The organism is Halorubrum rutilum (assembly GCF_042665015.1).
GTDB lineage: Archaea > Halobacteriota > Halobacteria > Halobacteriales > Haloferacaceae > Halorubrum > Halorubrum rutilum.
Genome location: NZ_JBHTBL010000008.1, coordinates 171,143 through 193,679, shown reverse-complemented (window position 1 = coordinate 193,679; position 22,537 = coordinate 171,143). Strand labels below are relative to the sequence as shown.

26 protein-coding genes and 3 tRNA genes are annotated in these 22,537 nt (G+C 70.7%); 21 read left to right on the top strand and 8 right to left on the bottom strand.

All coding sequences use genetic code 11. The features are described from left to right. Positions 1-55: 55 nt before the first annotated feature. On the top strand, positions 56-829 hold the full coding sequence (locus ACFQMF_RS10215) for a protein-L-isoaspartate O-methyltransferase family protein (RefSeq protein ID WP_256409140.1): 774 nt from the start codon (positions 56-58) through the stop codon (positions 827-829). 31 nt (positions 830-860) lie between these two features. On the opposite strand, the gene ACFQMF_RS10210 is transcribed toward ACFQMF_RS10215, so the two are convergent. Then, positions 861-1,337 carry a DUF7382 domain-containing protein gene (locus ACFQMF_RS10210; protein ID WP_256409139.1) on the bottom strand — a complete coding sequence of 159 codons (477 nt, stop codon included), beginning with the start codon at positions 1,335-1,337 and terminating at the stop codon, positions 861-863. A gap of 115 nt (positions 1,338-1,452) precedes the next feature. Between ACFQMF_RS10210 and ACFQMF_RS10205 the strand changes: the two genes are divergently transcribed. The 4 genes from ACFQMF_RS10205 to ACFQMF_RS10190 all read left to right on the top strand — a co-directional run bounded on the left by ACFQMF_RS10205 (position 1,453) and on the right by ACFQMF_RS10190 (position 3,726). Further along, positions 1,453-2,562: an ATP-binding protein gene (locus tag ACFQMF_RS10205; RefSeq protein ID WP_256409138.1), complete on the top strand. Its 1,110-nt coding sequence runs from the start codon at positions 1,453-1,455 to the stop codon at positions 2,560-2,562. Positions 2,563-2,581: 19 nt separating this feature from the next. Beyond that, positions 2,582-2,929: a CrcB family protein gene (locus ACFQMF_RS10200; RefSeq protein WP_256409137.1), complete on the top strand. Its 348-nt coding sequence runs from the start codon at positions 2,582-2,584 to the stop codon at positions 2,927-2,929. Beyond that, the gene (locus ACFQMF_RS10195; protein WP_256409136.1) at positions 2,926-3,282 is read left to right on the top strand and encodes a fluoride efflux transporter FluC; all 357 of its coding nucleotides are present in this window, start codon (positions 2,926-2,928) and stop codon (positions 3,280-3,282) included. Before ACFQMF_RS10200 ends, ACFQMF_RS10195 begins: the two co-directional genes overlap by 4 nt. Before the next feature lie 69 nt (positions 3,283-3,351). Continuing rightward, positions 3,352-3,726: a hypothetical protein gene (locus tag ACFQMF_RS10190; RefSeq protein WP_256409135.1), complete on the top strand. Its 375-nt coding sequence runs from the start codon at positions 3,352-3,354 to the stop codon at positions 3,724-3,726. 33 nt (positions 3,727-3,759) lie between these two features. Here ACFQMF_RS10190 and cca read toward each other — a convergent pair whose 3' ends face one another. Beyond that, positions 3,760-5,178 carry a CCA tRNA nucleotidyltransferase gene (cca, locus tag ACFQMF_RS10185; RefSeq protein ID WP_256409134.1) on the bottom strand — a complete coding sequence of 473 codons (1,419 nt, stop codon included), beginning with the start codon at positions 5,176-5,178 and terminating at the stop codon, positions 3,760-3,762. A 162-nt stretch (positions 5,179-5,340) separates the two neighbouring features. On the opposite strand from cca, the gene ACFQMF_RS10180 reads away from it, so the two are divergent. Together ACFQMF_RS10180 and ACFQMF_RS10175 are read left to right on the top strand one after the other, a co-directional pair. Further along, positions 5,341-5,413: transfer RNA gene (locus tag ACFQMF_RS10180), tRNA-Asn, on the top strand. 107 nt (positions 5,414-5,520) lie between these two features. After that, positions 5,521-5,595, top strand: a tRNA-Ile gene (locus tag ACFQMF_RS10175). A gap of 4 nt (positions 5,596-5,599) precedes the next feature. Here the strand turns inward: ACFQMF_RS10175 and ACFQMF_RS10170 are convergent. Further along, the gene (locus ACFQMF_RS10170) at positions 5,600-6,463 is read right to left on the bottom strand and encodes a TIGR01548 family HAD-type hydrolase (protein ID WP_256409133.1); all 864 of its coding nucleotides are present in this window, start codon (positions 6,461-6,463) and stop codon (positions 5,600-5,602) included. Between the two features lie 64 nt (positions 6,464-6,527). Beyond that, a complete protein-coding gene (locus ACFQMF_RS10165; protein ID WP_256409132.1) occupies positions 6,528-7,031 on the bottom strand; it encodes a UPF0146 family protein in 504 nt (167 codons plus the stop codon). Between the two features lie 39 nt (positions 7,032-7,070). On the opposite strand from ACFQMF_RS10165, the gene ACFQMF_RS10160 reads away from it, so the two are divergent. From ACFQMF_RS10160 to ubaA, 4 genes are all read left to right on the top strand, one after another. Further along, the gene (locus ACFQMF_RS10160) at positions 7,071-7,592 is read left to right on the top strand and encodes an archaemetzincin family Zn-dependent metalloprotease (RefSeq protein WP_092564926.1); all 522 of its coding nucleotides are present in this window, start codon (positions 7,071-7,073) and stop codon (positions 7,590-7,592) included. A gap of 43 nt (positions 7,593-7,635) precedes the next feature. After that, positions 7,636-7,935, top strand: coding sequence for a DUF6432 family protein (locus tag ACFQMF_RS10155; protein ID WP_092564924.1), 300 nt, complete (start codon positions 7,636-7,638; stop codon positions 7,933-7,935). A gap of 103 nt (positions 7,936-8,038) precedes the next feature. Then, a complete protein-coding gene (gene ygfZ / locus ACFQMF_RS10150) occupies positions 8,039-9,199 on the top strand; it encodes a CAF17-like 4Fe-4S cluster assembly/insertion protein YgfZ (RefSeq protein WP_256409131.1) in 1,161 nt (386 codons plus the stop codon). 420 nt (positions 9,200-9,619) lie between these two features. Beyond that, a complete protein-coding gene (gene ubaA / locus ACFQMF_RS10145; protein ID WP_256409130.1) occupies positions 9,620-10,432 on the top strand; it encodes an SAMP-activating enzyme E1 in 813 nt (270 codons plus the stop codon). A 52-nt stretch (positions 10,433-10,484) separates the two neighbouring features. Here ubaA and ACFQMF_RS10140 read toward each other — a convergent pair whose 3' ends face one another. Then, positions 10,485-10,901 (bottom strand): zinc ribbon domain-containing protein, encoded by a 417-nt coding sequence (locus ACFQMF_RS10140; protein WP_256409129.1) that lies wholly within the window; start codon positions 10,899-10,901, stop codon positions 10,485-10,487. Positions 10,902-11,007: 106 nt separating this feature from the next. Between ACFQMF_RS10140 and ACFQMF_RS10135 the strand changes: the two genes are divergently transcribed. The 5 genes from ACFQMF_RS10135 to thsB all read left to right on the top strand — a co-directional run bounded on the left by ACFQMF_RS10135 (position 11,008) and on the right by thsB (position 14,198). Then, positions 11,008-11,388 (top strand): Rid family detoxifying hydrolase, encoded by a 381-nt coding sequence (locus ACFQMF_RS10135; protein ID WP_256409128.1) that lies wholly within the window; start codon positions 11,008-11,010, stop codon positions 11,386-11,388. After that, a complete protein-coding gene (locus ACFQMF_RS10130; RefSeq protein WP_256409127.1) occupies positions 11,389-11,691 on the top strand; it encodes a hypothetical protein in 303 nt (100 codons plus the stop codon). It begins immediately after the preceding gene. Positions 11,692-11,718: 27 nt separating this feature from the next. Then, positions 11,719-11,800 (top strand) — tRNA-Ser (locus ACFQMF_RS10125). A gap of 262 nt (positions 11,801-12,062) precedes the next feature. Further along, entirely contained in the window at positions 12,063-12,227 is a 165-nt protein-coding gene (locus ACFQMF_RS10120; protein ID WP_256409126.1) for a hypothetical protein, read from the top strand. 324 nt (positions 12,228-12,551) lie between these two features. Further along, entirely contained in the window at positions 12,552-14,198 is a 1,647-nt protein-coding gene (thsB, locus tag ACFQMF_RS10115; RefSeq protein WP_256409270.1) for a thermosome subunit beta, read from the top strand. 756 nt (positions 14,199-14,954) lie between these two features. Here thsB and ACFQMF_RS10110 read toward each other — a convergent pair. Next, positions 14,955-15,545 carry a 50S ribosomal protein L15e gene (locus ACFQMF_RS10110; protein ID WP_256409125.1) on the bottom strand — a complete coding sequence of 197 codons (591 nt, stop codon included), beginning with the start codon at positions 15,543-15,545 and terminating at the stop codon, positions 14,955-14,957. A 674-nt stretch (positions 15,546-16,219) separates the two neighbouring features. Next, entirely contained in the window at positions 16,220-17,545 is a 1,326-nt protein-coding gene (locus tag ACFQMF_RS10105; protein WP_256409124.1) for a sodium-dependent transporter, read from the bottom strand. A gap of 233 nt (positions 17,546-17,778) precedes the next feature. Between ACFQMF_RS10105 and ACFQMF_RS10100 the strand changes: the two genes are divergently transcribed. The 3 genes from ACFQMF_RS10100 to ACFQMF_RS10090 all read left to right on the top strand — a co-directional run bounded on the left by ACFQMF_RS10100 (position 17,779) and on the right by ACFQMF_RS10090 (position 19,539). Beyond that, entirely contained in the window at positions 17,779-18,015 is a 237-nt protein-coding gene (locus ACFQMF_RS10100; protein WP_256409123.1) for a ribbon-helix-helix domain-containing protein, read from the top strand. Then, positions 18,008-18,733 (top strand): queuosine precursor transporter, encoded by a 726-nt coding sequence (locus ACFQMF_RS10095; RefSeq protein WP_256409122.1) that lies wholly within the window; start codon positions 18,008-18,010, stop codon positions 18,731-18,733. The genes ACFQMF_RS10100 and ACFQMF_RS10095 overlap by 8 nt, the downstream gene beginning before the upstream one ends. 74 nt (positions 18,734-18,807) lie before the next feature. After that, positions 18,808-19,539 carry a DUF5781 family protein gene (locus tag ACFQMF_RS10090; protein ID WP_256409121.1) on the top strand — a complete coding sequence of 244 codons (732 nt, stop codon included), beginning with the start codon at positions 18,808-18,810 and terminating at the stop codon, positions 19,537-19,539. 457 nt (positions 19,540-19,996) lie between these two features. On the opposite strand, the gene ACFQMF_RS10085 is transcribed toward ACFQMF_RS10090, so the two are convergent. Next, the gene (locus ACFQMF_RS10085; RefSeq protein ID WP_256409120.1) at positions 19,997-21,373 is read right to left on the bottom strand and encodes a hemolysin family protein; all 1,377 of its coding nucleotides are present in this window, start codon (positions 21,371-21,373) and stop codon (positions 19,997-19,999) included. A 212-nt stretch (positions 21,374-21,585) separates the two neighbouring features. Here ACFQMF_RS10085 and ACFQMF_RS10080 point away from each other — a divergent pair, with 212 nt between their 5' ends. Then, entirely contained in the window at positions 21,586-21,912 is a 327-nt protein-coding gene (locus ACFQMF_RS10080; protein ID WP_256409119.1) for a glutaredoxin family protein, read from the top strand. 1 nt (position 21,913) lies between these two features. Continuing rightward, positions 21,914-22,423 (top strand): redoxin domain-containing protein, encoded by a 510-nt coding sequence (locus ACFQMF_RS10075; protein WP_256409118.1) that lies wholly within the window; start codon positions 21,914-21,916, stop codon positions 22,421-22,423. Positions 22,424-22,537: the final 114 nt, after the last annotated feature.

The window sequence follows — 22,537 nt, the reverse complement described above, 5'->3', positions numbered from 1 at the left end:
GTCCCGCCGCCGCGCCGAACGAGCGGTTTTAGGCGACCGAGCACCGAGCCCGACCATGGACGAGGCGTCGCTGCGGGCGGACATGATCGAGGGGCTCGAACACGAGCTCGGCGAGCCGCTCGGCGCCGCCGTGCTGACGGCCCTCAAGCGGGTCCCGCGAGAGGCGTTCGTCGACGACTCCCCGTACGCGAACGCCGCGAGCGACGAGGCCGGGACGCGCGTCCTCGCGCCGGCGACGGTGGTGCGACTGATCACCGCGCTGGACGCCGCGGAGGGCGACGACGTCCTCGTGGTCGGCGCCGGCGTCGGCTACTCGGTCGCGCTGCTCGCCGAGATCGCGGGCGCGAGACACGTCCACGCGGTCGACATCGACCGCGAGGCGGTGTCGATCGCGCGGTCGAACCTCTCCGCGGCGGGCCACGACGCCGTCCTCGTCGACCGGCGAGACGGCGCCAACGGGCTGCCGGAGTACGCGCCGTACGACCGGATCCTCCTGGAGGCCGCGGTCCTCGAACCGCCCCGCGCGCTCAGGGAGCAGCTCGCCGACGGCGGGCGGATCGTCTACCCGCGGGGGAACGCGGTGCAGACGGTCGCGGCGATCGAGCCGAGGCCGGACGGAACCGCGGGAGCGGACGACGACGCCCCGCCCGGGTTCCGCACCGTCGAGACCGCCGGTCCGGCCCGCCTCCGGCCGATGCTCGTCGACGGGGAGCAGCGCGGCGTGGAGCGGAACCGCACGCGCCGCGAGGACGCCGAGCGGGCCGAACAGGGCCACTTCGCGCGACACGGGTGGGAGCAGGAGTGGATCGACTGGGACGACCGCCTGTGAGGGAACGAAGCGCCCCGACGCGTCCCCTCCGTCACTCCTCGACGACGAGCACCGCCGTGTTCTCCCGCTCGTCGACGTAGTCGCCCTCTGCCGGCGGCTTGACGTCGACCGTGAGCGTCCCGTCAGGCTGGTTCGGTCCCAGCTCCGGCGCGACGTCGACGGTCGCGACCCCCTCCTCGTTCGTCTCCGCCGTCGCGACCCCGTCGATCTGCGCCGACCCGCTGCGGACGAGGACCGTCGCGTCGGCGACCCGCCCGCCGTCGGGGTCGATGACGGAGACGTCGATGGACTGCTCGCCGGGCGTCGTCACCTCCGGCTGCGGCTGCGCGTCCACCTCGGTCGCGGCGAGCCCCTCGATGTCCCCGATCATCCCCATCATCACGCTGAGGCTGGCGACGCCGACGACGAGGGCGATCACCAGTCTGACCGGTAACCCCTCGATCGCGCGGCTGTCCGCGCGGAACGATCGGCGGTTCGCGGTGCGTCCGTCGCGTTTCGAGTCCGACATACGGCCCCTGGCCGCGGCATCGCTCATAAGCGGTCGGCTCGGTAGCGCCGTCGTCGACGAGCTCGCCCGTCTCGCCTCCCCGACCCTTTTGGGCGATACCGCGGCCACCGCCGGTATGCACGTGCTCGGACGCGAGGCGGACGGGGACCGCGCCGCGTCGCTCCCGACCGTCCGTCTCGGCTCCTTTCTCGCCCGCGACGGTACCGCCGGAGCCCCGGTCGGCGTCGACGCGGACCGGCCGCACGCCGGCGTCGTCTTCGGCAAGCGCGGCACCGGGAAGTCGTACACGCTCGGCGTCCTCGCCGAGGGGCTCGCGGACGCGTCGGGCGTCTCCCCGGTCGTCGTCGATCCGATGGGCGTCTTCGAGGGCCTCCGGGCCGTGGGCGGTCCCACGGTCGAGCCGTCGATCCGTCCGGACGCGGTCCCGGCGTCCGCGTGGCCGGACCTGCTCGGCCTCGACCCGACGGGCGGCCCGGGCGGGGTGGTGTGGCGGGCCGTCGCCGACGCGACGGCGGGCGCGGGGACGGTCTCGGTCGCCGACCTGCGCGACCGCGTCGCCGAGGCCGACGCGCCGGAGAGCGCGCGCCTCGCGGCCGCGAACCACCTTCGGCTCGCGGCGTCGTGGGGCGCGTTCGACGCCGAGGCGCCGCCGATCACCGCCCTCGCGACCGACGGGACTCCGACCGTGCTCGACCTCGCCGGGGTCCCCGAGGCCGCCGCGGCCGCCGTCGTCAGGGCGGTCGCCCGCGGGCTCTACGACGCCCGGATCGGCGGCGACCTCGACCGGCTCCCGTGGCTGCTCGTCGACGAGGCGCACGCCTTCTTCGGCGGCGTCGCCGACCCCGCCCTCCGAACGCTCCTGACCCGCGGCCGCGCGCCGGGGGTCTCGCTCGTCTGCGCGACGCAGCGCCCGGGCGCCCTGCCGAGCGTCGCCGTCTCCCAGTCGGACCTGCTGGTCTGTCACCGGCTCACCGCCGAGCGCGACGTGGCCCGGCTCACGGAGGCCGAGGCGACGTACCTCGCGGGCGGCCTCGCCGAGCGGCTCCCGACCGGCACCGGCGAGGCGCTCGTCGTCGACGACGCGACCGAGACGAGTCACACCGTCAGGGTCCGCGAACGGCGGACGCCGCACGGCGGCGGGAGCCCCCGAGCGAGCGACGCGGGTGCTTCCGACGGGCCCGCTGCAGACGCCCCGGACGCGCCCGAGCCCGAAGGTCCAAGGTGACCGCCACCGACGCGTTCGCATGGAACGGACGCCGCTCGGGTACCTGCTCGTCGCAGCCGGCGGCTTCCTCGGCGCCGTCGCCAGACACGGCGTCGCCGTCGCTGTCGAGGACCCGACCGGCGCCGGCACGCTCGCTGCCAACGCCGTCGGGTCCTTCGCGCTCGGGCTGTTGGTCTCTCGGGCGGCGACGACCCGCGCACAGCTATTCGTCGGTACCGGGGCGCTCTCGTCGTTCACGACCTACAGCACGTTCGTCGGCGACGCCGTGGCGCTCGGAGGGCTCTCCGGAGCCGCGTACGTCGCCGCGAGCTACGCGGTCGGATTCGCGGCCGCGCTCGGCGGACTCCTGGTCGGGGGCCGAGCGTGATCGGACCGCTCCCCGCGACCGCGCTCGTCGGCGTCGGCGGAGCGTTTGGCGCGGTCGCCAGGCACGTCGTCGGGCTCCGGGTCGCGGGACGCCGCTCTGTGGTGACCGTCAACGCGCTCGGCAGCCTCGCGCTCGGCGCCGTCCTCGCCGCGCCAATCGGCTCGGCGGCGACGCTGTTCGTCGCGACGGGCGCCTGCGGCGCGTTCACCACGTTCTCGTCGTTCGCGGTCGAGGCGGTGTCGGCCGCGACCGACGGCGAAACAGATGTCGCCGTCGGGTTCGCCGCCGCGAACCTGGCGGCCGCGTTGGTCGCGTTCCTCGCCGGGTCGACGCTCGTCGGCGCGGTCGCGTGAGTCGCTCCGGCCGTCAGTCCGACGGCCGGGAGCGACAGGTACAGGCACCTCCGGGCCGTACCGGCTCGCGTGACAGACGACGCCGAGAGCCGGGTCGACGGGGGGGCCGACGCGGAGCGCGCGACCGGCGATCCGGACCCCGCGGATCCGGACGCGGCCGCCGCCTCCGCGGAGGCCGCGCCGTCCGAGGCCGCGTCCGGAGCGTTCGGCGACGAGGCGCCCTCGTTCGGCGATCTCTCGCTGCCGCAGCGGGTGTTCGTCGCCGCGGTCCAGAACCCGACCCGCGGCGTCGTGATCGCCGGGCTCCTCGTGTTCGCCCTCTCGTTTTACGTCGCCTTCTGGCTCGTCTTCCCGCGCGTCGCGGCGTTCACCTCGGCGATCGGGGCGATCCTGATCGCGCTCGTCGCGCTCGTCTACCTCGCGTCGGACCGCCTCTCGGCGTGAGGGCCGCGGAGCGGCGGCGGTTCCGCGGCCCGGTCACGGGTGCGGCTCGTAGAACTCGCGGAGCGTCGTCCCGAACGTCGGCGCCAGCGTCGCGACGGCGTCGCCGACCAGCACGTCGCGCTCGGCGAACGCCCGCTCCACCTGCGCCCCGAGCGCGACGTCGCCGGCGGCGTCGCTCTCGAGGTAGGCCCGAACCGTCGTGAACTCCCGCTCCCGCTCGACGACGTACCGCTCGCCGTCGATGAACGGGCCGTACGTCTCCGGGTCGACGTCGTCGGCGTACGACTCGTAGAAGCTCGCGGCGTGTTTCCGCACCGCGACCGGCGGGCCCTCGTGGCGCTCGACCGCCGGCCGCTCGGCGACCTCCAGCTCGGCGTACAGCGCGGCGCGGACCGGCCCGGTCGGGCCCCGTTCGGCCCGGTCGTCGTCGACCATCGCCTGCGCGCGCAACACGTCGAACCCGTGCGCGTTCAGCCCGCGGACGATCCCGTCGAGGGAGCGCCGGAGCTGGGGCCACAGCTGGTCGTCGACCAGGTCGGGAGCGTCGAAGACGACGGCGACCGGGGTCGTCTCCCGCCGATCGAGGTGGGCCCGGACGCCCGCGGCGTCGAGCGCCTGCGGGTCGTCGGGCTCGAACAGCGTCTCGCGCGGCGCCGCGAGCAGCTCGCGGGCGTAGTGCTGGAACCGCGCGGCGTTCGCGGCCGAGAGCACCGCCGCGACGTTCCGGGTCGGGTCCGTGGGATCGACGACGACGAGCGGATCGTCGAACGTCTCCTCGGCGTGACCCTCCGGGTCGAACTCCACCGGCGGGTGCCAGCTCCGCGCGGACTCGACGAGGGGGACGAACCCGCCGAGCTCTAACACGAGCAGCTCCGTCAGGTAGCCCGAGAACCCCTCGGTGCGGAGATCGCTCCCGTAGGCGCCGATCCCCTTCAGGAACGCCTTCGCGAGCACCACGTCGTCGGCGAGCTCGTCGTCGAGCCGCGCCGAGAGGTACGCGTCGTGGAAGGGGGTCCGGTCGACCGCGGAGACGAGCTCGCCCGCGGTCTCCACGTCGTGACAGGGGACGAGGTCGACGTCGAACCCCTCGTAGGTCCCCTTCACGTACGGGTGTTCGGCGTACTCCTCGTGGCCGTCGGGGAGGACGGCGTGACCGACCGCGAGCCCGTACTCCTCCAGTTCGGCGCGGTCGAGGTCCGCGTCGAACCGGACGAACAGGTCGATGTCGCGGTCGCCGGAGACCCACGTCCCGCGGGCCGTCGACCCCACCTGCACCACGTCCGCCTCGACGGGGAGGTCGGCGATCGCCTCGCGGGCGCGCTCGACGAGGTCGCCGGCGACCTCCCGGAGCCGGTCGCGCTCCTCGGGCTCCGGAACCACACGGTCGCGGACGCGCGAGAGGACCGCGTCGAGGTCGTCGGACTCGGGCTCGTCCGACTCGGGATCGTCCATGTCCGTCCCTCTCGCGGTCCGACCGAAAACGTGTCGGTCGCGGGGGCAGCGGGGCGGTCGGAAAAACGGCCGCCGGCGACTCGACGCGCCCACGTGGTTCGTCGCGGCCGAGTCGGGCGGAAACGAAAGCCCTATCAAAACCAGTCGAGTATCTTGAATCGGGCCGAAGTAGCTCAGTTGGTAGAGCGCCTCGCTGTTAACGAGGCGGTCCCAGGTTCGAGTCCTGGCTTCGGCGCCTCATCGTTTCTCGCTCTGCGTAGCTCCCTGTTCGTACCGGTACGGCTTCCCGCGATCGAGGGGATTCGGTACGCTAAAGGGTTCGTCCCGCTAACGCCGGAACACGGGCCTTTAGCTTAGTCCGGTTAAAGCGACTCGCTCATAACGAGTTGATCGCCGGTTCGAATCCGGCAAGGCCCATCTTCTATTCCAGCAACCCGACCAGCTCGTTCACGTCATCGACGACCGCGTCGGCCCCGTTCTCGGCGAACTTCCGGCGCCCCTCCTCGCCGGTCAGCCCGCCCGTCAACACGGCGATCCCGTAGTAGACGCGGCTCGCGTCCTCGTCGTCGGCGTTGCGCGCGGTCCGCACGTCGTCGAGGGTGTCGCCGGCGAAGGCGACGCGCTCGGCGCCGAACCGCTCCGCGAGGGCGACAAGCGCCCGCGGGTGCGGCTTCCCCTCCTCCCAGTCGTCCATCGTGAACCGGCGGTCGTCGGGGACGTCGAGGCCGACGCGCTCCAAGGCGATCTCGGCCTCGGCAGCGGGCCGCCCCGTCAACACGCCGACGTCGAACCGCTCGGTGAGGTCCGCGATCGTCGCCGGCTCGACGAGCGTCGGCTCGTCGTGGATGTACCCCGGCGCCGACAGCGGCGGCTCCCCGCCCTCGAGCTCGCGGTACAGCTCCTCCCCGAGGTACAGCGCCTGGAACGTCTCGCGGAGGCGCTCGGTGTCCCACTGGTCGCGGACGCGCGCCTGCGCGACCCGGGGGAGGTCGCCGACGACCGCCTTCGCCGCGGCGAGCCCGCCCCCGGCCTCGGCGACCCGGTCGGTGAACGTCTCCGGGTCCATCCCGAGCCCCTCGCGGCGGGCCAACACGTACAGCGCGGCCGCGTCCGTCAGCTCCCAGTCGTTGTTGAACCCGCCGGCGTCCTTGAACGCCTGGACCGTGTCGCGGTCGATCGTCTTGCCGCACACCCTGTCGACGGACTCGATTACGGCCCGCCGGTACGAGTCGCCGACGTCGACGAGGACGCCGTCGATGTCGAGAACGACTGCGTCGACCTCCATACCCGTACGCCGGCAGGTGAGGGAAAGAACGTTCGGGTTCGCGGTCGATTCGGCCGGAAGCCCGTCACCGTCCGCGATCGACGCCCGAGGATCCGGACCCCGCCGGACCGCCGCGGGCGACGTAGAGCGTGGCTCCGGAGAGCGACCGCCGCCGGACCGGCACGGTCGGCTCCTCGAAGCCGAGGGTGGTGAACAGGCACGCGGCGTCCAGGCGCTCGGCGAGCGTGAGCGTCGGGCGCTGGAGTTCCGCCGGGAGGTTACAGGCGTACACCGCGTCGAACCCGCCCGTCACCTCGTCAGGTTCGGTTCCGGTCTCGCCGCCCGCCGCCTCCGCGAGGGCGAGCACGTCGGCCTCGACGACGCGAAGCGAACCGTCGACCGTCGCCGCCTCCGTCCCGTCGGCGGCGGCCCGCGTCCGCTCGCCGACGGCGACGTCGATCGCGACGACGTCGCGGCCGCGTTCGGCGAGCGATCGCGCGACGCCGGGACGGTCGCCGACGCCGACCTCCAGCAGCCGATCGCGGCGGGCGAACTCCTCGACGAGCGCCAGACGGGGCGGTGAGACCACGGCGCGGGCTTTAAGATTGGGGCGGTCATAAGCCGTTTCATGCTCGTGGACATCGTCCCCGTCGGGGAGGTCACCCCGCGCGTGAAGCGGGAGGCCTCCGGCGCGCTCCGGTCGGTATACGACTGCGACGTCACGGTCCACGACGATCAGCCGATCCCCGAGACCGCCTACGACGAGGGTCGCGACCAGTACCGCGCCGAGGACCTGATCGAGACCGTCAGCCGCGTCGGCGGCGGCGAGAAGAACATCGGAATCACCCCGCAGGACCTCTACTACCGCCGCCGGAACTACGTGTTCGGGCTCGCGTACCTCAACGGCAACGGCTCCGTGATCTCCACCCACCGGCTCCGCACCTCCTCCGACGGCGGCGTCTCCACGAAGCCCGCGGTCGACGTGTTCTCGGACCGGGTCCGCAAGGAGGTGGTCCACGAGATCGGCCACACGCTCGGGCTGGAGCACTGCGACAACAGCAAGTGCGTCATGTCCTTCTCCCCGACCGTCCGCGAGGTCGACGTGAAAGAGGAGAACCTCTGCGGCTCCTGTTCCCGGCTGGTCAGGTGACCCCGCCGGTAGAGGTAAACCCCGTCCTGTCCAACGAACGCCCATGGCCGCAAAGCCGGAATACCGCGACCGCCCCGACGTCGAGGTCGCGCTGCTGGACGCGCTCGTCGACCGCGGCGACGAGGGGATGACGGTGTTGGAGCTGCGTGCGGCCGTCGACGCCGACATCGACGCCGTCGAGGAGGCGCTGTCGTCGCTCAAGGAGGACTCGCTCATCACCGTCGAGAGCGAGGAGCGCGTCCGCGTCTACGCGCACGACCGCGTGATCCCCGACCCCGACGCGCCGGACGACGACCCGCCCGGTGGACTCGTCGACGCGATCCGCGACCGGCTCGGGCTGTAGCTCGACCGTCCGCGGCGGCGTCGAACCCTCCCGCGACCACGCCCCGGTGGCGCCACCGCCGCGAGCCAGCGACCTTTTGCCGCTCCCCGGCCTCGTTTGGGGTATGACTCTCGTCTCCGGCACGCACGGCGCCCACGGCGCGACGTACCGCGACCGCGGCGGCCGTCGGGTGGTCGACCACTACGGGAAGCCAGAGCGCGTCGGGAAGGCGGTCCGCAACGTCGTCGGCGTCATCGAGATGGGGTACGGCGTCCTCGCGATCACGGGCGACGACCGCGTCGAGTTCGTCGACAACGCCGTCTCCAACCGCGTTCCGGCCGAGGACGGACGGGGCGCGTACGCGCTCCTGCTCGACCCGCAGGGCGGCATCGAGACGGACATGTACGTGTACAACGCCGACGAGCGCCTGCTCGTCTTCCTCCCGCCAGAGCGCATCGCCGACGTCGCCGAGGACTGGTCGAGCAAGGTGTTCATCCAGGACGTGACGGTCGAGGACGCCTCCGACGAGTTCGGCGTGTTCGGCGTCCACGGCCCGAAGTCGACCGAGAAGATCGCCTCCGTGCTCGGCGGGCCGGGCGCCCCGGAAACGCCCCTCTCGTTCGTCCGCGGCTCGATGGTCGACGCCGGCGTCACCGTGATCGCGACCGACGCGCCCCTCGGCGAGGAGGGATACGAGGTCGTCTGCGCGGCCGACCACGCCGAGGAGGTGTTCGACACGCTGATCAACCGCGGGCTCAACGCGGCCCCGTTCGGCTACCGGACGTGGGACGCGCTCTCCGCCGAGGCGGGCACGCCGCTCTTCGAGTACGAGCTGGAGGGAACGGTGCCGAACGTCCTCGGCCTCCGCAACGCCCTCGACTTCGAGAAGGGGTGTTACGTCGGCCAGGAGGTCGTCTCCCGCGTCGAGAACCAGGGCCGTCCGAGCCGCCGCCTCGTCGGGCTGACGCTCGACGGGCTCGCGGACGCGACCGCCGAGATTGACGGCGACGCCGACCCGGAGGGGTACGACGAGGTCCTGCCGACCCCCGGCGCGGCGGTCTTCGCCGGCGACGAGGCCGTCGGCGAGGTGACTCGCGCGGCGGTCGGGCCCGCCTCGGGCGACCCGATCGCGCTGGCGCTGGTCCGGTACGACGCCGCCCTCGACCCCGTGACCGTGCGCGTCGACGGCGACGAGGTCGCGGCGGCTCGCGCCGACCTCCCCTTCGCGTCGGTCAAGGGCAGCGCGCAGTCCGCTCGGCTCCCGACGTACCCGAGCGACGAGTAGTCGATGTCGACGCTGACACGGTCGCACTCGCGGTCGGCGCGTGCCGCCGAGCGCCCGCAGGGCGCGAGGTGCACGCGCGAGGGAGTCGCTGGCGGCGACAGCCGCCAGCGACGAGGCTGGGGAGGCGTGAGGCTGCGGTGCGGTCGCGGATGGGTGGGACTCAAAGGGGCAGTCGTCGAGGACGGCGCAGGCGACGTAAGCACTGGAGGGAGCGAGCAACGCGAGCGACCGAAGCGCGCAACGAGCGTGCGCCGTCCTCGACGACTGGGGCTTTGGCGGTGTTCACTACCGAACCGGGATCAACCGTGTATCGCCGAGCGGCTGGGGCTCTGGCGGTGTTCACCGCAGTCGGCGCCACACCAGCAACGATGGAGTGCGCTCGGGAACACGATTATACCGTCGCCCCGCCCACGTCGACCCATGAGTCTCTCGCTCGACGCCGACCAGCTCGACCGGTACTCCAGGCACGTCATCATGGACGAGGTCGGCCCGGAGGGACAGCGACGCCTCCTCGACGGCCGCGCTCTCGTCATTGGAGCGGGCGGGCTCGGCGCGCCCGTCATCCAGTACCTCGCGGCCGCCGGCGTGGGGACGCTCGGGATCGTCGACGACGACGTCGTCGAGCGCTCGAACCTCCAGCGGCAAGTGGTCCACGGCGACGCCGACGTGGGCGAGCCGAAGGTCGAGTCCGCGGCCAGGTACGTCGACCGGCTCAACCCCGACATCGACGTGGAGACGCACGAGACGCGCCTCGACGAGGGGAACGTGCGCGACCTGCTCGCCGGGCACGACGTCGTCGTCGACTGCGCGGACAACTTCCGGACGCGGTACGTCGTCAACGACGCGGCCCGGATCGAGGGGGTGCCCGTCGTCCACGGCGCGATCTACAAGTTCGAGGGGCAGGCGACGACGCTCGTCCCCGACGGCCCCTGCTACCGGTGTCTGTTCCCCGAGGCGCCCGAGCCCGGGACGGTCCCCGACTGCGCGGCGACCGGCGTGCTCGGCGTGCTCCCCGGCACGGTCGGGTGTATCCAGGCGACCGAGGCGATCAAACTCCTGCTCGACGCGGGCGAGACGCTCGACGGCCGGCTCCTCTTCTACGACGCGATGGACCTGAGCTTCGAGACGGTGCCCTACCGCCGGAATCCGGACTGTCCGGTGTGCGGCGACGACGGCATCGAGACGATCGACGGGATCGACTACTCCGGCGGCTGTCGCGTGGACGCGGACTAGCGCCGGTCGGGTCCGTGCCGACGCCGACTCGGCTCGGACCGACCGGCCGCGCTCACAGCGAGCGCTCGGTCACCGCCGACCCCCCGGCGGCGCCCGAGCCGTCGCCCGCGAACCCCGACCGGACGCACCACCGACAGTAGCGGAAGTCCGGCCGGTTCTCGGCCCCGCAGTGCCGGCAGACGACGGTCTCGCCGTCGGCGTCGAGCGGCGGCGGGTCCCCGTCCGGGTCGGTCCCGCTCGCCGTCGAGCCGGCGTCGGCGCCCACGGCGAACTCCGGCCCGGCGGCCGCGGCGCCGTCGGAGTCGGAGTCCTCCTCCAGAATCGACTCCGACGGCGACGAGTCACCCGGGGAGCCGAGCGCTTCGGGCGGGTCCCAGTTCCGCCTCGCGAGGAGCCACGCGAGCACGACGTTGGCGGCGAGCACCCCGACGAACACCGCGGCGACCGGAAGGAGGTTGCCACCCGTCATATGGTGTGTGTTAGCAGGCGAGGAATATATGCCCAACGGCGGTCGGAGGGGGGGGTTCGCTCGGGTCCCCGGCACTCTTAGGGCGGCCCGCCGAACGAGGGGGTACATGAAGGAGATCGTTCACACCGACGCGGCGCCCGAGGCGGTCGGGGCGTACAGCCAGGCGACGACGAACGGCGAGCTCGTCTTCACGGCCGGGCAGATCCCGCTGACGCCCGACGGCGAGCTCCTCGGCGACGCGCCGATCGCGGAACAGACGGAGCGGGCCCTCGACAACCTCGTCGCCGTGCTCGACGAGGCGGGCGCGGCGCCGGCGGACGTGTTGAAGACGACCGTCTTCCTCGCCGACATCGACGACTTCGACGAGATGAACGCGACGTACGCGGACTACTTCGACGAGTCGCCGCCGGCGCGGTCGGCGGTACAGGCGGGCGCGCTCCCGAAGGGCGTCGGGATCGAGATCGAGGCGGTCGCCGCCGTCGAGTAGATGACCGCCGAGGGCGACGAGGGCGGGAGCGAGGGCGACGAACGCGAGGCGGGAGGTCGCTCGGACGCCCCCGCCGCGCGGCCGGCGAAGCGCGCCAGGGCGAAGTCGGCGGCCCTGTGGGGGCTCGTCGGCGGGTTCGGGTTCGTCGTGCTCGCGCAGGGGTTCCTGATCGTCGCGGGCGACCTCCCGGTCGGGTACGGCGGCGTGGTCGGTCTCGCCGCGGCCGTCGCCGTCGCGTCCGGCGGAATCGCCTACGCGACCGAACACCGTCTGCGTGCGAAGCGCGTGAAAAGAAGGACTTAACAGTCGCACCGGATTATCTCGGCGTGAGCCAGGATGGCCGAGTGGTAAGGCGCACGCCTGGAAAGCGTGTTCCCTTCCGGGATCGGGGGTTCAAATCCCTCTCCTGGCGTTCTTTGTCGACGCCGATCACGAGCGAGGAGCGGAGCGAGGAGCGAGTCCGGCGTCGACGAACCCGGACGAGGATTTGAACCCAACCAGTCGCGCGTAGCGAACGATGCGAGCGAACACGTCTGATTTCGGTTTGAATCCTCCTCCCGGCGTTTTCTACCCGTACGACCCGCGTCGCAAGATGTGGTCTCCATCAGTATAGTCGACGTTCTCAGAGGCCGACATAAGACTCATATGCATGGGTAGAGTTGACACGGGTGACGATGCCAGACACGAAATCGGGTCGCGAGCGGAAAGGGAGAGACAAGCGCCGGCAGCTGGAGAGCCGGCTCAACGAACGCGAGCTCAGCGCCGCCGACGAGCCGCCGGAGCCGACGCTCGACGAGGTCGACTCGGAGTATCTCGACGGGGACGAGCTCGGTCGGTGAACGCTCGCGACCGAACGCCGTCTTCGATTTTGCGAATATAGTTACTCGCCGCGAGCGACCCGCCAGCCGTCTCACGCGCCGAGAGCGACGCTCTTCCCGCGCGTCCGCCTTCCGACGCGTCGACGTAGTATATAAATAATGCCGCAGAGGCGACGGAATCGCCGTGAAGTGCCATGCTAACTACTCGCACAAAATCGAACTAATCGCCGCGTAGTCGGGCGTTTTTCGGGAACGATACACCGTCGATCGCGGCGACGACCGATCGCTCCTCAACGACGGATTTATATAGAATCACAATCAATCAAACGCTGTATGAGTCAGCGAATGCAGCAGGGTCAGCCGATGATCATCATGGGCGACGACGCCCAGCGCGTCCAGGACAAGGACGCACAGGAGTACAACATCTCCGCGGCGCGCGGCGTCGCCGAGTCCGTACGCTCGACGCTCGGACCGAAAGGGATGGACAAGATGCTCGTCGACTCGACGGGCGACGTCACCATCACGAACGACGGCGTCACCATCCTGCAGACGATGGACATCGACAACCCGACCGCCGAGATGATCGTCGAGGTCGCCGAGACCCAGGAGGACGAGGCCGGCGACGGCACGACGAGCGCGGTCGCGATCGCGGGCGAGCTCCTCAAGAACGCCGAGGACCTCCTCGAACAGGACATCCACCCGACGGCGGTGATCAAGGGCTTCAACCTCGCGAGCGAGTACGCCCGCGAGCAGGTCGACGAGGTCGCCACGCGCGTCGAGCCCGACGACACGGAGACGCTGAAGAACGTCGCCGAGACGTCGATGACCGGCAAGGGCGCCGAGCTCGACAAGGAGACCCTCGCCGACCTCGTCGTCCGCGCCATCCAGGGCGTCACCGTCGAGGCCGACGACGGCTCGCACGTCGTCGACCTCGCGAACCTCAACATCGAGACCCGCACCGGCCGCGCGGCCGGCGAGTCGGAGCTCCTCTCGGGTGCAGTGATCGACAAGGACCCCGTCCACGACGACATGCCGACCGACTTCGAGTCGGCCGACGTCCTCCTCCTCAACGACCCGATCGAGGTTGAGGAGGCCGACGTCGACACCTCCGTCAACGTCGACTCCCCGGACCAGCTCCAGAAGTTCCTCGACCAGGAGGAAGAGCAGCTCCGGGAGAAGGTCGACAAGATCGTCGAGTCGGGCGCCGACGTCGTCTTCTGTCAGAAGGGGATCGACGACCTCGCCCAGCACTACCTCGCGAAGGAGGGCATCCTCGCGGTCCGCCGGACGAAGAAGTCCGACCTGAGCTTCCTGAAGAACGTGCTCGGCGCGCCGATCGTCACCGACCTCGACTCGCTCACCGCCGAGGACCTCGCGGTCGGCTCGATCGAGCGCGACGAGGAGGAGGGCTTGTTCTACGTCGAGGGCGAGGACGCCCACGGCGTCACCCTCCTGCTGTACGGCACCACCGACCACGTCGTCGACGAGCTCGAACGCGGCATCGAGGACGCCATCGACGTCGTCGCGACGACCGTCTCCGACGGCCGCACGCTCCCTGGCGGCGGCGCCATCGAGGTCGAGCTCGCCCGCCGGCTCCGCGACTACGCCGACTCCGTCTCCGGCCGCGAGCAGCTCGCCGTCGAGGCGTTCGCCGACTCGCTGGAGCTGATTCCCCGCGTGCTCGCCGAGAACGCCGGGCTCGACGCCATCGACCTGCTCGTCGACCTGCGCGCGGCCCACGAGGCGGGCGACGCGCACGCCGGGCTGAACGTCTTCTCTGGCGAGGTCGAGGACACCGCCGAGGCCGGCGTCGTGGAGACGGCGCAGGCGAAGGAGCAGGCGATCTCCTCGGCCGCCGAGGCCGCGAACCTCGTCCTGAAAATCGACGACATCATCTCCGCGGGCGACCTGTCGACCGCCAGCGACGACGACGAGGGCGGCGCGCCCGGCGGCGGCATGGGCGGCATGGGCGGCATGGGCGGTGCGATGTGACGATTCGGTAGGTCACAGCTCCCCCATACCTGCTCCGACCGCGCATCGTCACCCGAACACACACGCTTGCGTTCCCCCGGTTTTGCCTTTTTATACTGCTGAAACCCGTCGTAGTCGAAACCGCTACTTCGGTCACAATCAATGCAGGAATAGCGGTGAGTAACAGCGAGAGTGGGTATAGTACGTTGTGAGAGAGATCGTTTATAAGTCGGAACGTGGTGTTGCTGTTGGTGGTTTATACCTGATCGACGCTGCTGCGGAGAAGACCCTCAAAGCCCCAGCCGCGCTCGGCTCCCACAGCTCGCTGCGGTCCTCAGTCGGTCGCTAACGCTCCCTCCTTGCGGTCCTTTCGTCGCTGGGGTTCGCCGAGCGCGGCTGCCCCTTTGAGTCCCACCCACCGCAACCGCACGGCAGCCTCACGCCTCCCCAGCCTCGCGGTTCGCGCTCTGTGAGCGCTCACCGCGTCCCTCGCACCGTCGGCTCGCGGCCCTTCGGGCCGCTCGCCGGGGCGCGCCACCGCCACGTCTATTTATAAGTGATCGTCGCCGTCGCTCACGGCTATTTAAATACCGAACCGCCACCGCCGATCTGCAACACTCACTCCCCCTATCGATCAGGATGCCCGTTGGGTGACCCGCCGTTTCAGAAGAGGACGTTCTGAAGCAGAGAGATTCGAGACACGAGAGCTCTGCTCGACGTCGCCGCTACGCAACTGATAAACGAGAGAAGTCGATTGCGACCGCAGGCGGCGAACCGTTATTTGCCTTGGCGGTCGTTTCCGGTGACGCTCGGCCGGGTCTTCTCCGTGCCCTTGCCGCGTTTGCGCTGGCCGCGGCCCTTCGTGCCGGCGGAGGTGAGCCCGCGGAAGGCGCGCCCGCGGTGGTCGTCGGAGGTGATCCAGCCGAGGTCGTCGTCGTTCTCGATCGCGGGGTGGGCGGGGTCCACGAGGATGACCTCGTGCCACTTCTGCGAGCCGTCCTCGCCGACCCAGTAGGAGTTGAGCACGCGGAGGTTGCGGTACTTCCGCGAGGCGCGCTCCTCGGCGATGCGCTGGATCGACTTGCGGCGCGAGAGGCGGTTGACGCCCTGGCGCTTCGAGCGGCGACCCGCCGTGAAGCGCTGCTTGCGCGAGCCGCCTTTCCGGACGCTCACGCGGGCGACGATGACGCCCTGCTTGGCCTTGTAGCCCAGCTCGCGGGCCTTGTCCAGCCGAGTGGGGCGCTCGATGCGCTCGATGGCGCCCTGGTCGCGCCACTCCTGTTTGCGCTGCCACTGCAGCTCCGCCAGTTTCCCCTCCTTGGGGGACCGCCACGCCTCCTTGATGTGCGAGTAGAAGCTTCGTGCCATATGTTGTCCGCGGACGGTTGCGATTCAGCCGCGAGGCGGCCACATGTCGTCTCGTCCCGGGGTGTCAACCGCGTCGACGGCGACGTTCGCGTCGGCGTCGACGGGCGCCCGGCGGCGAGTGCCCGCTGTGTCCGCACCAGCGAGTTGGCCGTATTTCCCGCGGTTCGCCCTTAACCGCTTCGCTACGGCGTTCGCGTGGGTGGCGGTGGCACGCCTCGGACGACGACGACGGACCCGTCCGAGCGGAGGGACGTCGACGCGTCGCGATCGGGTCCGGTTCGTCGAGCGCGGACCGGTCGGTACCGAGCGGGAGTACGAAGAGCGGGGTCGTCGAGACCCGGGGCGCACCCCACGGATGTCAGGACCGCGGGACGCGCCGCGGTGGGTCGCTCACGGGCGGCGTGGGGGTAACGGGCGCGTCCCACAGGGAGCGGGACACACCGTCGGTGACGAGTACCGCTCAACCGTCGCCGATGGTCGTCTCGTCCATCGGCGTCCGATCGTTGCGACGCGAGTTCGATAAGCCCGAGCCCCCGACACCGTGGGGCTTTTTCCCCAGTCGGGAGCGAGGAGGGCAGTCTTCGGTACCGCGCGCAGTCTTCGGTACCGCACGCCGACTCCGCCCGCGCGTCCCGTCCGTCAGTCGCGTCCGCACCGCCGTCGCGTCCGAGCGCTCACAGCGCCGCCCCCATCGCGTCGACGGTCGCCAGCACGCCGAAGTAGAGGACGTACAACAGTATCAGGACGATCGGGACTCGGAGCAGCCAGATCCAGACCGCGCCGAGCGCGTCGCCGCCGCGCATCCCCGTCCGGAGCTCCTCGGTCCCCTCGGCGGCGTACGCCCAGCCGACGAAGACCGCGAGCAGGAGTCCGCCGCCGATGAGCAGCACCTGGTTGGCGAGCACGTCGTACGCGGTGAGGTAGCGCAGGTCGATCGCCGTCGGGATCCCCAGGAGGAAGATCGCGACCGCGACACCGGCGGTCGCGGGCTTCCGGTCGACGTCGAACGTCTCGGTGACGTAGGCGACGATCACTTCGAGGATGCTGAACGCGCTCGTGACCGCGGCCATGAACAGCGCGACGTAGAACACCGTGCCGACGGCCCGACCGGCCGGGAACTCCGCGAACGCGGTCCCGAGCGCCACGAACACCGTTCCCGGGCCGCCCGTCCCCGGATCGACGCCCTGCGAGAACAGGAACGGGAAGATGGCGAGGCCGGCTAAGAGCGCGATGGAGGTGTCGACGACGAGGATGATCAGACCGTCGTTGAGCAGACTGCGGTCCTCGCCGAGGTAGGAGGCGTACGTGACCATCACGCCCATCCCGAGCGAGAGGGTGAAGAAGGCCTGTCCGGCCGCGTCGGGCAGCAGCGCGAGCGCGTCGCCGAACAGCGTCGAGACGTCCGGCGAGAGGTAGAAGGCGTACCCCTCGGCCGCGCCCTCCAGCGTCGCGCCGTAGCCGGCGAGGAGGACGAGCAGGACGACGACGCTCGGGATCATGAACTTCGCCGCGCGTTCGAGGCCGTTGCGGACGCCGAGGACGACGATGCCGGCGACGAACGCCATGAACAGCGCGTCGAAGGCGATCGCGTTCGCTCCGACCGACACCGACTCGAAGTACGCCGCGGGGTCGCTGGTGTACGCGCCCGTGACGCTCGCGATGATGTACTGGATCACCCAGCCGCCGACCACGCTGTAGTACGACAGGATGACGAAGCCGGCGAGCGCGCCGAGGCCGCCGATGAACCGCCAGTTCGAGCGGCCGAGCGCCTCGAACGCCCCGATCACGTTGCGGTTCGACCGCCGCCCGATCACGAACTCCGCCAGCACGAGCGGTAACCCCACCCCGACGACGAGCAGGAGGTACGCGACGAGGAACGCCGCGCCCCCTGACTCGGCGGTGAGGAAGGGGAATCGCCAGACGTTTCCGAGTCCCACGGCGCTGCCCGCCGCCGCGAGGATGAACCCCGCCCGCGTCGCCCACGATTCTCGTTGGACCATAGTCGGCGAATATCGACCATCGGGCCTATGAAAGGCGTTCGATCGCGGCGCGCCGACGGGGCGTCCCGCGATCGGGCGACGCGACGGCGTCGCATCCCGCGACGCGACGGTACTGCGTCCGGAACGGTGCGCTTTAATCACCCCGACGATAATCCCGTGATAGTATCATGAGAGTATTCCAGCGGCCGGAGACGGCCGATCGGACGATGGCGTCCCCGGAGGGTGAGTGACCCGTGCCCAAGATCAGCGTCGAGATCCCCGGCGAACTGCTCGACGACCTCGACGAGCACGTCGGCGACGACGGGAAGTTCGTGAACCGCAGCGACGCGGTCCGGGCGTCGATCCGCAAGACGCTCGACCGCCTCGACGAGATCGACGCGCGGCACGGCCGGCTCGACACCGGCGGCGTCGACGGGGGCAACATCGACGGGGGCGACGCCGACCACGGCGACGAGGCGAGCGATGAGTAGCCGGACGCGGGGAGAGGCCCGGAGCGGCGGCCCCTTCGCGGCCGACCCGCTCGACCGCTCCGCGGTGGCCGCGGTCGGGCTGATCACCCTGTTCGTCGTCGCCCTAGCGACCGCGCAGCTCACCGCCGCGAAGGTGCTCGCGCTGCCGCTCCCGGTCGCGCTCCCGGTCGTCGGCGCCGAGATCACCCTGCCGGGCGCCGCGCTCGCGTACGCGCTGACGTTCCTCGCGTCCGACTGCTACGCCGAGCTGTACGGCCGCCGCGCCGCGCAGGTGGTCGTCAACGTCGCGTTCCTCGCGAACTTCCTCGTCCTCGCGCTGGTGTGGTCGACGCTCGCCGCCCCCGGCGTGAATCCCGAGATCTCGGCCGCGTTCGACACCGCTCTCGCGCCGGCGACTGGCGTCGTCGCCGGCAGCCTGCTCGCGTACGTCGTGAGCCAGAACTGGGACGTGTTCGTCTTCCACGCGATCCGCGACCGCACCGGCGAGGGGCTGCTGTGGCTCCGCAACATCGCCTCGACCGCGACGAGTCAGGCGATCGACACCGTGATCTTCGTCGGCGTCGCGTTCTACGTCGCGCCGGTCCTGCTCGGGACCGGGGAGCCGTTCGCGCCGTCGCTCCTCCTCACGCTCGGCCTCGGGCAATACCTCCTCAAGCTCGCGATCGCCGTCCTCGACACCCCGATCGTCTACCTCGTCGTGGGCGCCGTGCGCGAGTAGGCGACCGCCGCGCTCGGCGGTCCGCGCCGAGGGGCGCAAGAAACTTACCGCCCGCCGTCGTGTGAACGGTACGCATGGATCTCCGCGTGCAGGGTGACGTTCCCCCCGATCCGTTCCTCGGCGCCGCCGACCTGTTCGAGACCGAGTGGTCCCTCGACGATCCGGTTCACGTGAAGGTGCGCGAGGACCCCGACGAGCGGACGTGGGCCGGCCACTACGACGGCTACCACGTCCTCAACGTCTCGAAGCGCGCCGCCACCAGCGCGATGGCCCGCGAGCTGGCCGTCCACGAGCTCTCGCACATGGCCCGCTACGAGGAGGGCCACGCCTCGCACGTCCAGTCGACGGAGGAGGCGCTCTACCTGGGCCTCTCGGGCGAAAAGGTGGAGCGCCGCAAGCTCGCGCACTGCTACCAGATCGCGAACCACATGAAGGACATCTACGCCGACGACATCACCCTCTCCGTCGCGCCCGCGGACAAGCTCCTCGGCTTCCTGGAGTCCACCCTCGCGGCCGCTGTCGCCGACCGCCCCGCCGTCTCGCGGGACGGCTCGCCGCCCGTGACGGCCGGCGCCGACCCGGAGATCACCGCGGTCAACGCCGCGTTCGCGCTCGCCCTCGTCGAGCGCCACGAGATCGCCGGACGAGACCACCGGATCTACGACCTCGCGCGCGCCGCCGGCAGCGACACCGACGCGGTCGACGTCGACGCGTTCAAGGAGCGCTTCCTCGGGCTCGGTCCCGACCCCTCCGAGAGCGACTACCGGAAGGCGCTCGTCGCGGCCGCCCGGGCGTACGCGGTGTGAGGGGCGATGAGAGGCTGAGAGAGGGGTAGGGGTTCGAACACGGCACGGGCGATCGACGACAACTGTTTATAAATGAATAGTGCGGCGGCGCGTGCCTGCGAGGCCGCTCCGCGGCCGAGCAGCACCGCGCGAGGGAGTCGCTGGCGGCGACAGCCGCCAGCGACGAGGCTGGGGAGGCGTGAGGTGCCGTGCGGTTGCGGTCGGAGTGGGACTCAAAGGGGCAGCCGTGAGCGGGACGCAGGCGACGAAAGGACCGCAAGGAGGGAGCGATAGCGACCGACTGAGGACCGCAGCGAGCGTGCGTCCCGCTCACGGCTGGGGCTTTGGAGGTGTGTACCGCACCAGCGACGGCCACGACGTACAGCCGAGCGGCTGAGGCTTTGGGGGAGTTCACCGCACCGGCGACAGCAACGACTCACAAGTGATCGCCATCGCCCGAACGATGCGTACGGGCGACTTATACCGCGTCGTCGGGCGCCGTTTCGGCCTCGCCGGCCCCGCCCTTCTCGGCCCCCTCTTCGTCGACGTCGAGCACCGTTACGCGCGCCGACATGATCCGCGTGTTGTCCACGCGCTCGATGCGGATCCGGACCCCGTCGAAATTGATCTCCTCGCCCTCCTCGACGAGGCGGCCGGCGCGGTTGAAGACGAAGCCGGCGAGCGTCTCGAACTCCTCGCCCTCCGGGAGGTCGATGCCGAGGATCTCGTTGACCTCGTCGATGTTCACCTCCCCCTGGACGACCGCGACGTTCTCTTCGAGGAACTCGACGGGCGCCTCCTCGTCGCCCTCCAAGATCTCGCCGACGATCTCCTCGACCATGTCTTCGAGGGTGATGATCCCCTCCGTGGTGCCGAACTCGTCGATGACGGTGACCATCTGGAGGCGGTTCTCCTGCATCTCCGCGAGCAGCTCGTCGGCGTTCTTCGACTCGGGGACGTGCAGCGTCGGCTTGACGACCCGCGCCAGCGACGGCTCGCCCTCGGAGTAGCGCAGCTCGCGGACGAGGTCCCGGACGGTCACCACGCCGATGATGTTGTCGAGGTTGCCCTCGTAGACGGGGACGCGCTCGTGGTCGGCCTGGATGCACGTCTCGATCGCCTCCTCGACCGGCTGCTCCTTCGCGACCGCGGTGACGTCGAGGCGGGGCGTCATCACCTCCTTGGCGATGGTGTTGTTGAACCGGAAGATGCGGTCGAGCATCTCGCGCTCCTCCTCCTCGATGACGCCCTCGCGCTCGCCCGTCTCGATGATGTCCTGGATCTCGTCGCGGGTGACGTACGTCGACTCGATCGCCGCGGAGCCCCCGATGACGCTGTTGACGCCCTTCACGATGTAGTCGAACAGCACCACCAGCGGGTAGAGCGCGTACTCCGAGGCCTTCAGCGGGCGGGCGATCCGGAGCGCCCACGACTCGGTGTTCTCGACGGCGTAGGACTTGGGGGCGCTCTCGCCGAAGATCAGGACGAGGGTGGTGATCCCGAACGTCGTCGCCAGCACGGACTGCCCGCTGGAGAGGTAGAATCCGAACAGCGCGGTCGCGATGGAGGTCATCGCGACGTTGACGATGTTGTTGCCGACGAGGATCGTCACGAGCAGCCGGTGGGGGTTCTCCTTCATGTCGCGGATCGTCTTCGCGCCCGTGACCCCCTCGTCGACGAGGCTGTCCACGCGGTGCTGCGGGAGGGAGAACATCGCGATCTCCGACGAGGAGAAGAACGCGGACAGGCCGATCAGCGTCAGGATGGCGAGGACGCCGAGGACCGTCACCGCGTTCTCCCCCGGCATCGGCAGCTGTAGCAGACCGGCTGTCAGCGTGCTCGACGACAAGCCCATATTCATTCGTCTTCCGGCGGCGGATGGTTAAAGGATTACCTTCGGCGACCCGGACGAGCGGGCGAACCGGCGGTCGGCGGCGGAACGGGTCGGCGGTCGGCGGTTGGCGGTCGGCGGCGAGACGGACCGCGGATCGCTCTCGATCGCGCCGGGCGAGCGCGGAGCGTGCCGCGGCCGACACGATTACACGTCCCGCGGTCGAATCGACGCCCATGACGGAGCCACAGATCACCCTGTACAGGTTACAGGCGTGCCCGTACTGCGAGCGCGTCGTCCGGACCCTGAACCGGTTCGGCCTGGAGTACGAGTCCCGGTACGTCGAGCCGATGCACTCGGAGCGGAACGTCGTCAAGCGCGTTTCCGGCGCCCGGAGCGTCCCGGCGATCGTCGACCGCGAGACCGGGGTGACGATGTCCGAGAGCGCGAACATCGTGGAGTACCTCGAAGGGACGTACGGCGACGCGGCGGCCGACGGGGGCCGCGCAGTCGACGACGCGGCGACCGACGGGGGCCGCGCAGTCGACGAGGGAGGTGCCTGAGATGCCCGACTTCGACGTCGTCTCCCTGCCCGAGACGGACCACGTCGCCGAGGGCGACGCGGCGCCCGACTTCACCCGCCCTCTCGTGAACGAGGAGTACTGGGAGGACCGCGCGCTCGACGACGTCGTCGACGGGCCGACGCTCCTCGTCTTCCATCCGATGGACGGCGCCTTCCAGGCGACCTACCTCTACAACACGATCGACGACCACGGGTGGGCCGACGACCTCGACGTGGTCGGCCTCTCGATCTCGTCGCCGTACGCCCACAAGCGCCTGCTCGCCGAGCGCGGCGAGGACGTCCGGATCTTCTCGGACCCCGGCGCGGGCGTGATCGAGGAGTACGGCGTCGCTCACGACATCGACGGCATGACCGGGATCACCGAGACGCGCCCGGCCGTGTTCCTCCTCGACGCCGACCGCACCGTCGAGTACGCGTGGGTCGCGAGCGAGCACCCCGAGTTCCCCGACGCCGAGGCGATCGACGACGCGATCGGTCGGCTCGTCGACTGAGACCGTCGTCGATATCGGCTCGACCGAGGCCTCGTCGACGCCGGTTCGACTGGTCCCGACGACGGTCTCCGCCGTGCGACCGCGTCGCCCACACACGTCATCCTTTTTTAAATC

Excerpts from the sequence above, each read along its gene's own strand:
- ubaA (WP_256409130.1), top strand. The coding sequence starts at position 9,620 with ATGAGTCTCTCGCTCGACGCCGACCAGCTCGACCGGTACTCCAGGCAC.
- thsB (WP_256409270.1), top strand. The coding sequence starts at position 12,552 with ATGCAGCAGGGTCAGCCGATGATCATCATGGGCGACGACGCCCAGCGC.
- ACFQMF_RS10210 (WP_256409139.1), bottom strand. The coding sequence starts at position 1,337 with ATGTCGGACTCGAAACGCGACGGACGCACCGCGAACCGCCGATCGTTC.
- ACFQMF_RS10110 (WP_256409125.1), bottom strand. The coding sequence starts at position 15,545 with ATGGCACGAAGCTTCTACTCGCACATCAAGGAGGCGTGGCGGTCCCCC.
- ACFQMF_RS10140 (WP_256409129.1), bottom strand. The coding sequence starts at position 10,901 with ATGACGGGTGGCAACCTCCTTCCGGTCGCCGCGGTGTTCGTCGGGGTG.
- cca (WP_256409134.1), bottom strand. The coding sequence starts at position 5,178 with ATGGACGATCCCGAGTCGGACGAGCCCGAGTCCGACGACCTCGACGCG.
- ACFQMF_RS10105 (WP_256409124.1), bottom strand. The coding sequence starts at position 17,545 with ATGGTCCAACGAGAATCGTGGGCGACGCGGGCGGGGTTCATCCTCGCG.
- ACFQMF_RS10075 (WP_256409118.1), top strand. The coding sequence starts at position 21,914 with ATGCCCGACTTCGACGTCGTCTCCCTGCCCGAGACGGACCACGTCGCC.
- ACFQMF_RS10170 (WP_256409133.1), bottom strand. The coding sequence starts at position 6,463 with ATGGAGGTCGACGCAGTCGTTCTCGACATCGACGGCGTCCTCGTCGAC.
- ACFQMF_RS10215 (WP_256409140.1), top strand. The coding sequence starts at position 56 with ATGGACGAGGCGTCGCTGCGGGCGGACATGATCGAGGGGCTCGAACAC.
- ACFQMF_RS10130 (WP_256409127.1), top strand. The coding sequence starts at position 11,389 with ATGACCGCCGAGGGCGACGAGGGCGGGAGCGAGGGCGACGAACGCGAG.
- ACFQMF_RS10155 (WP_092564924.1), top strand. The coding sequence starts at position 7,636 with ATGGCCGCAAAGCCGGAATACCGCGACCGCCCCGACGTCGAGGTCGCG.
- ACFQMF_RS10090 (WP_256409121.1), top strand. The coding sequence starts at position 18,808 with ATGGATCTCCGCGTGCAGGGTGACGTTCCCCCCGATCCGTTCCTCGGC.
- ACFQMF_RS10095 (WP_256409122.1), top strand. The coding sequence starts at position 18,008 with ATGAGTAGCCGGACGCGGGGAGAGGCCCGGAGCGGCGGCCCCTTCGCG.
- ACFQMF_RS10120 (WP_256409126.1), top strand. The coding sequence starts at position 12,063 with ATGCCAGACACGAAATCGGGTCGCGAGCGGAAAGGGAGAGACAAGCGC.
- ACFQMF_RS10205 (WP_256409138.1), top strand. The coding sequence starts at position 1,453 with ATGCACGTGCTCGGACGCGAGGCGGACGGGGACCGCGCCGCGTCGCTC.
- ACFQMF_RS10135 (WP_256409128.1), top strand. The coding sequence starts at position 11,008 with ATGAAGGAGATCGTTCACACCGACGCGGCGCCCGAGGCGGTCGGGGCG.
- ACFQMF_RS10085 (WP_256409120.1), bottom strand. The coding sequence starts at position 21,373 with ATGGGCTTGTCGTCGAGCACGCTGACAGCCGGTCTGCTACAGCTGCCG.
- ACFQMF_RS10200 (WP_256409137.1), top strand. The coding sequence starts at position 2,582 with ATGGAACGGACGCCGCTCGGGTACCTGCTCGTCGCAGCCGGCGGCTTC.
- ACFQMF_RS10080 (WP_256409119.1), top strand. The coding sequence starts at position 21,586 with ATGACGGAGCCACAGATCACCCTGTACAGGTTACAGGCGTGCCCGTAC.
- ygfZ (WP_256409131.1), top strand. The coding sequence starts at position 8,039 with ATGACTCTCGTCTCCGGCACGCACGGCGCCCACGGCGCGACGTACCGC.
- ACFQMF_RS10160 (WP_092564926.1), top strand. The coding sequence starts at position 7,071 with ATGCTCGTGGACATCGTCCCCGTCGGGGAGGTCACCCCGCGCGTGAAG.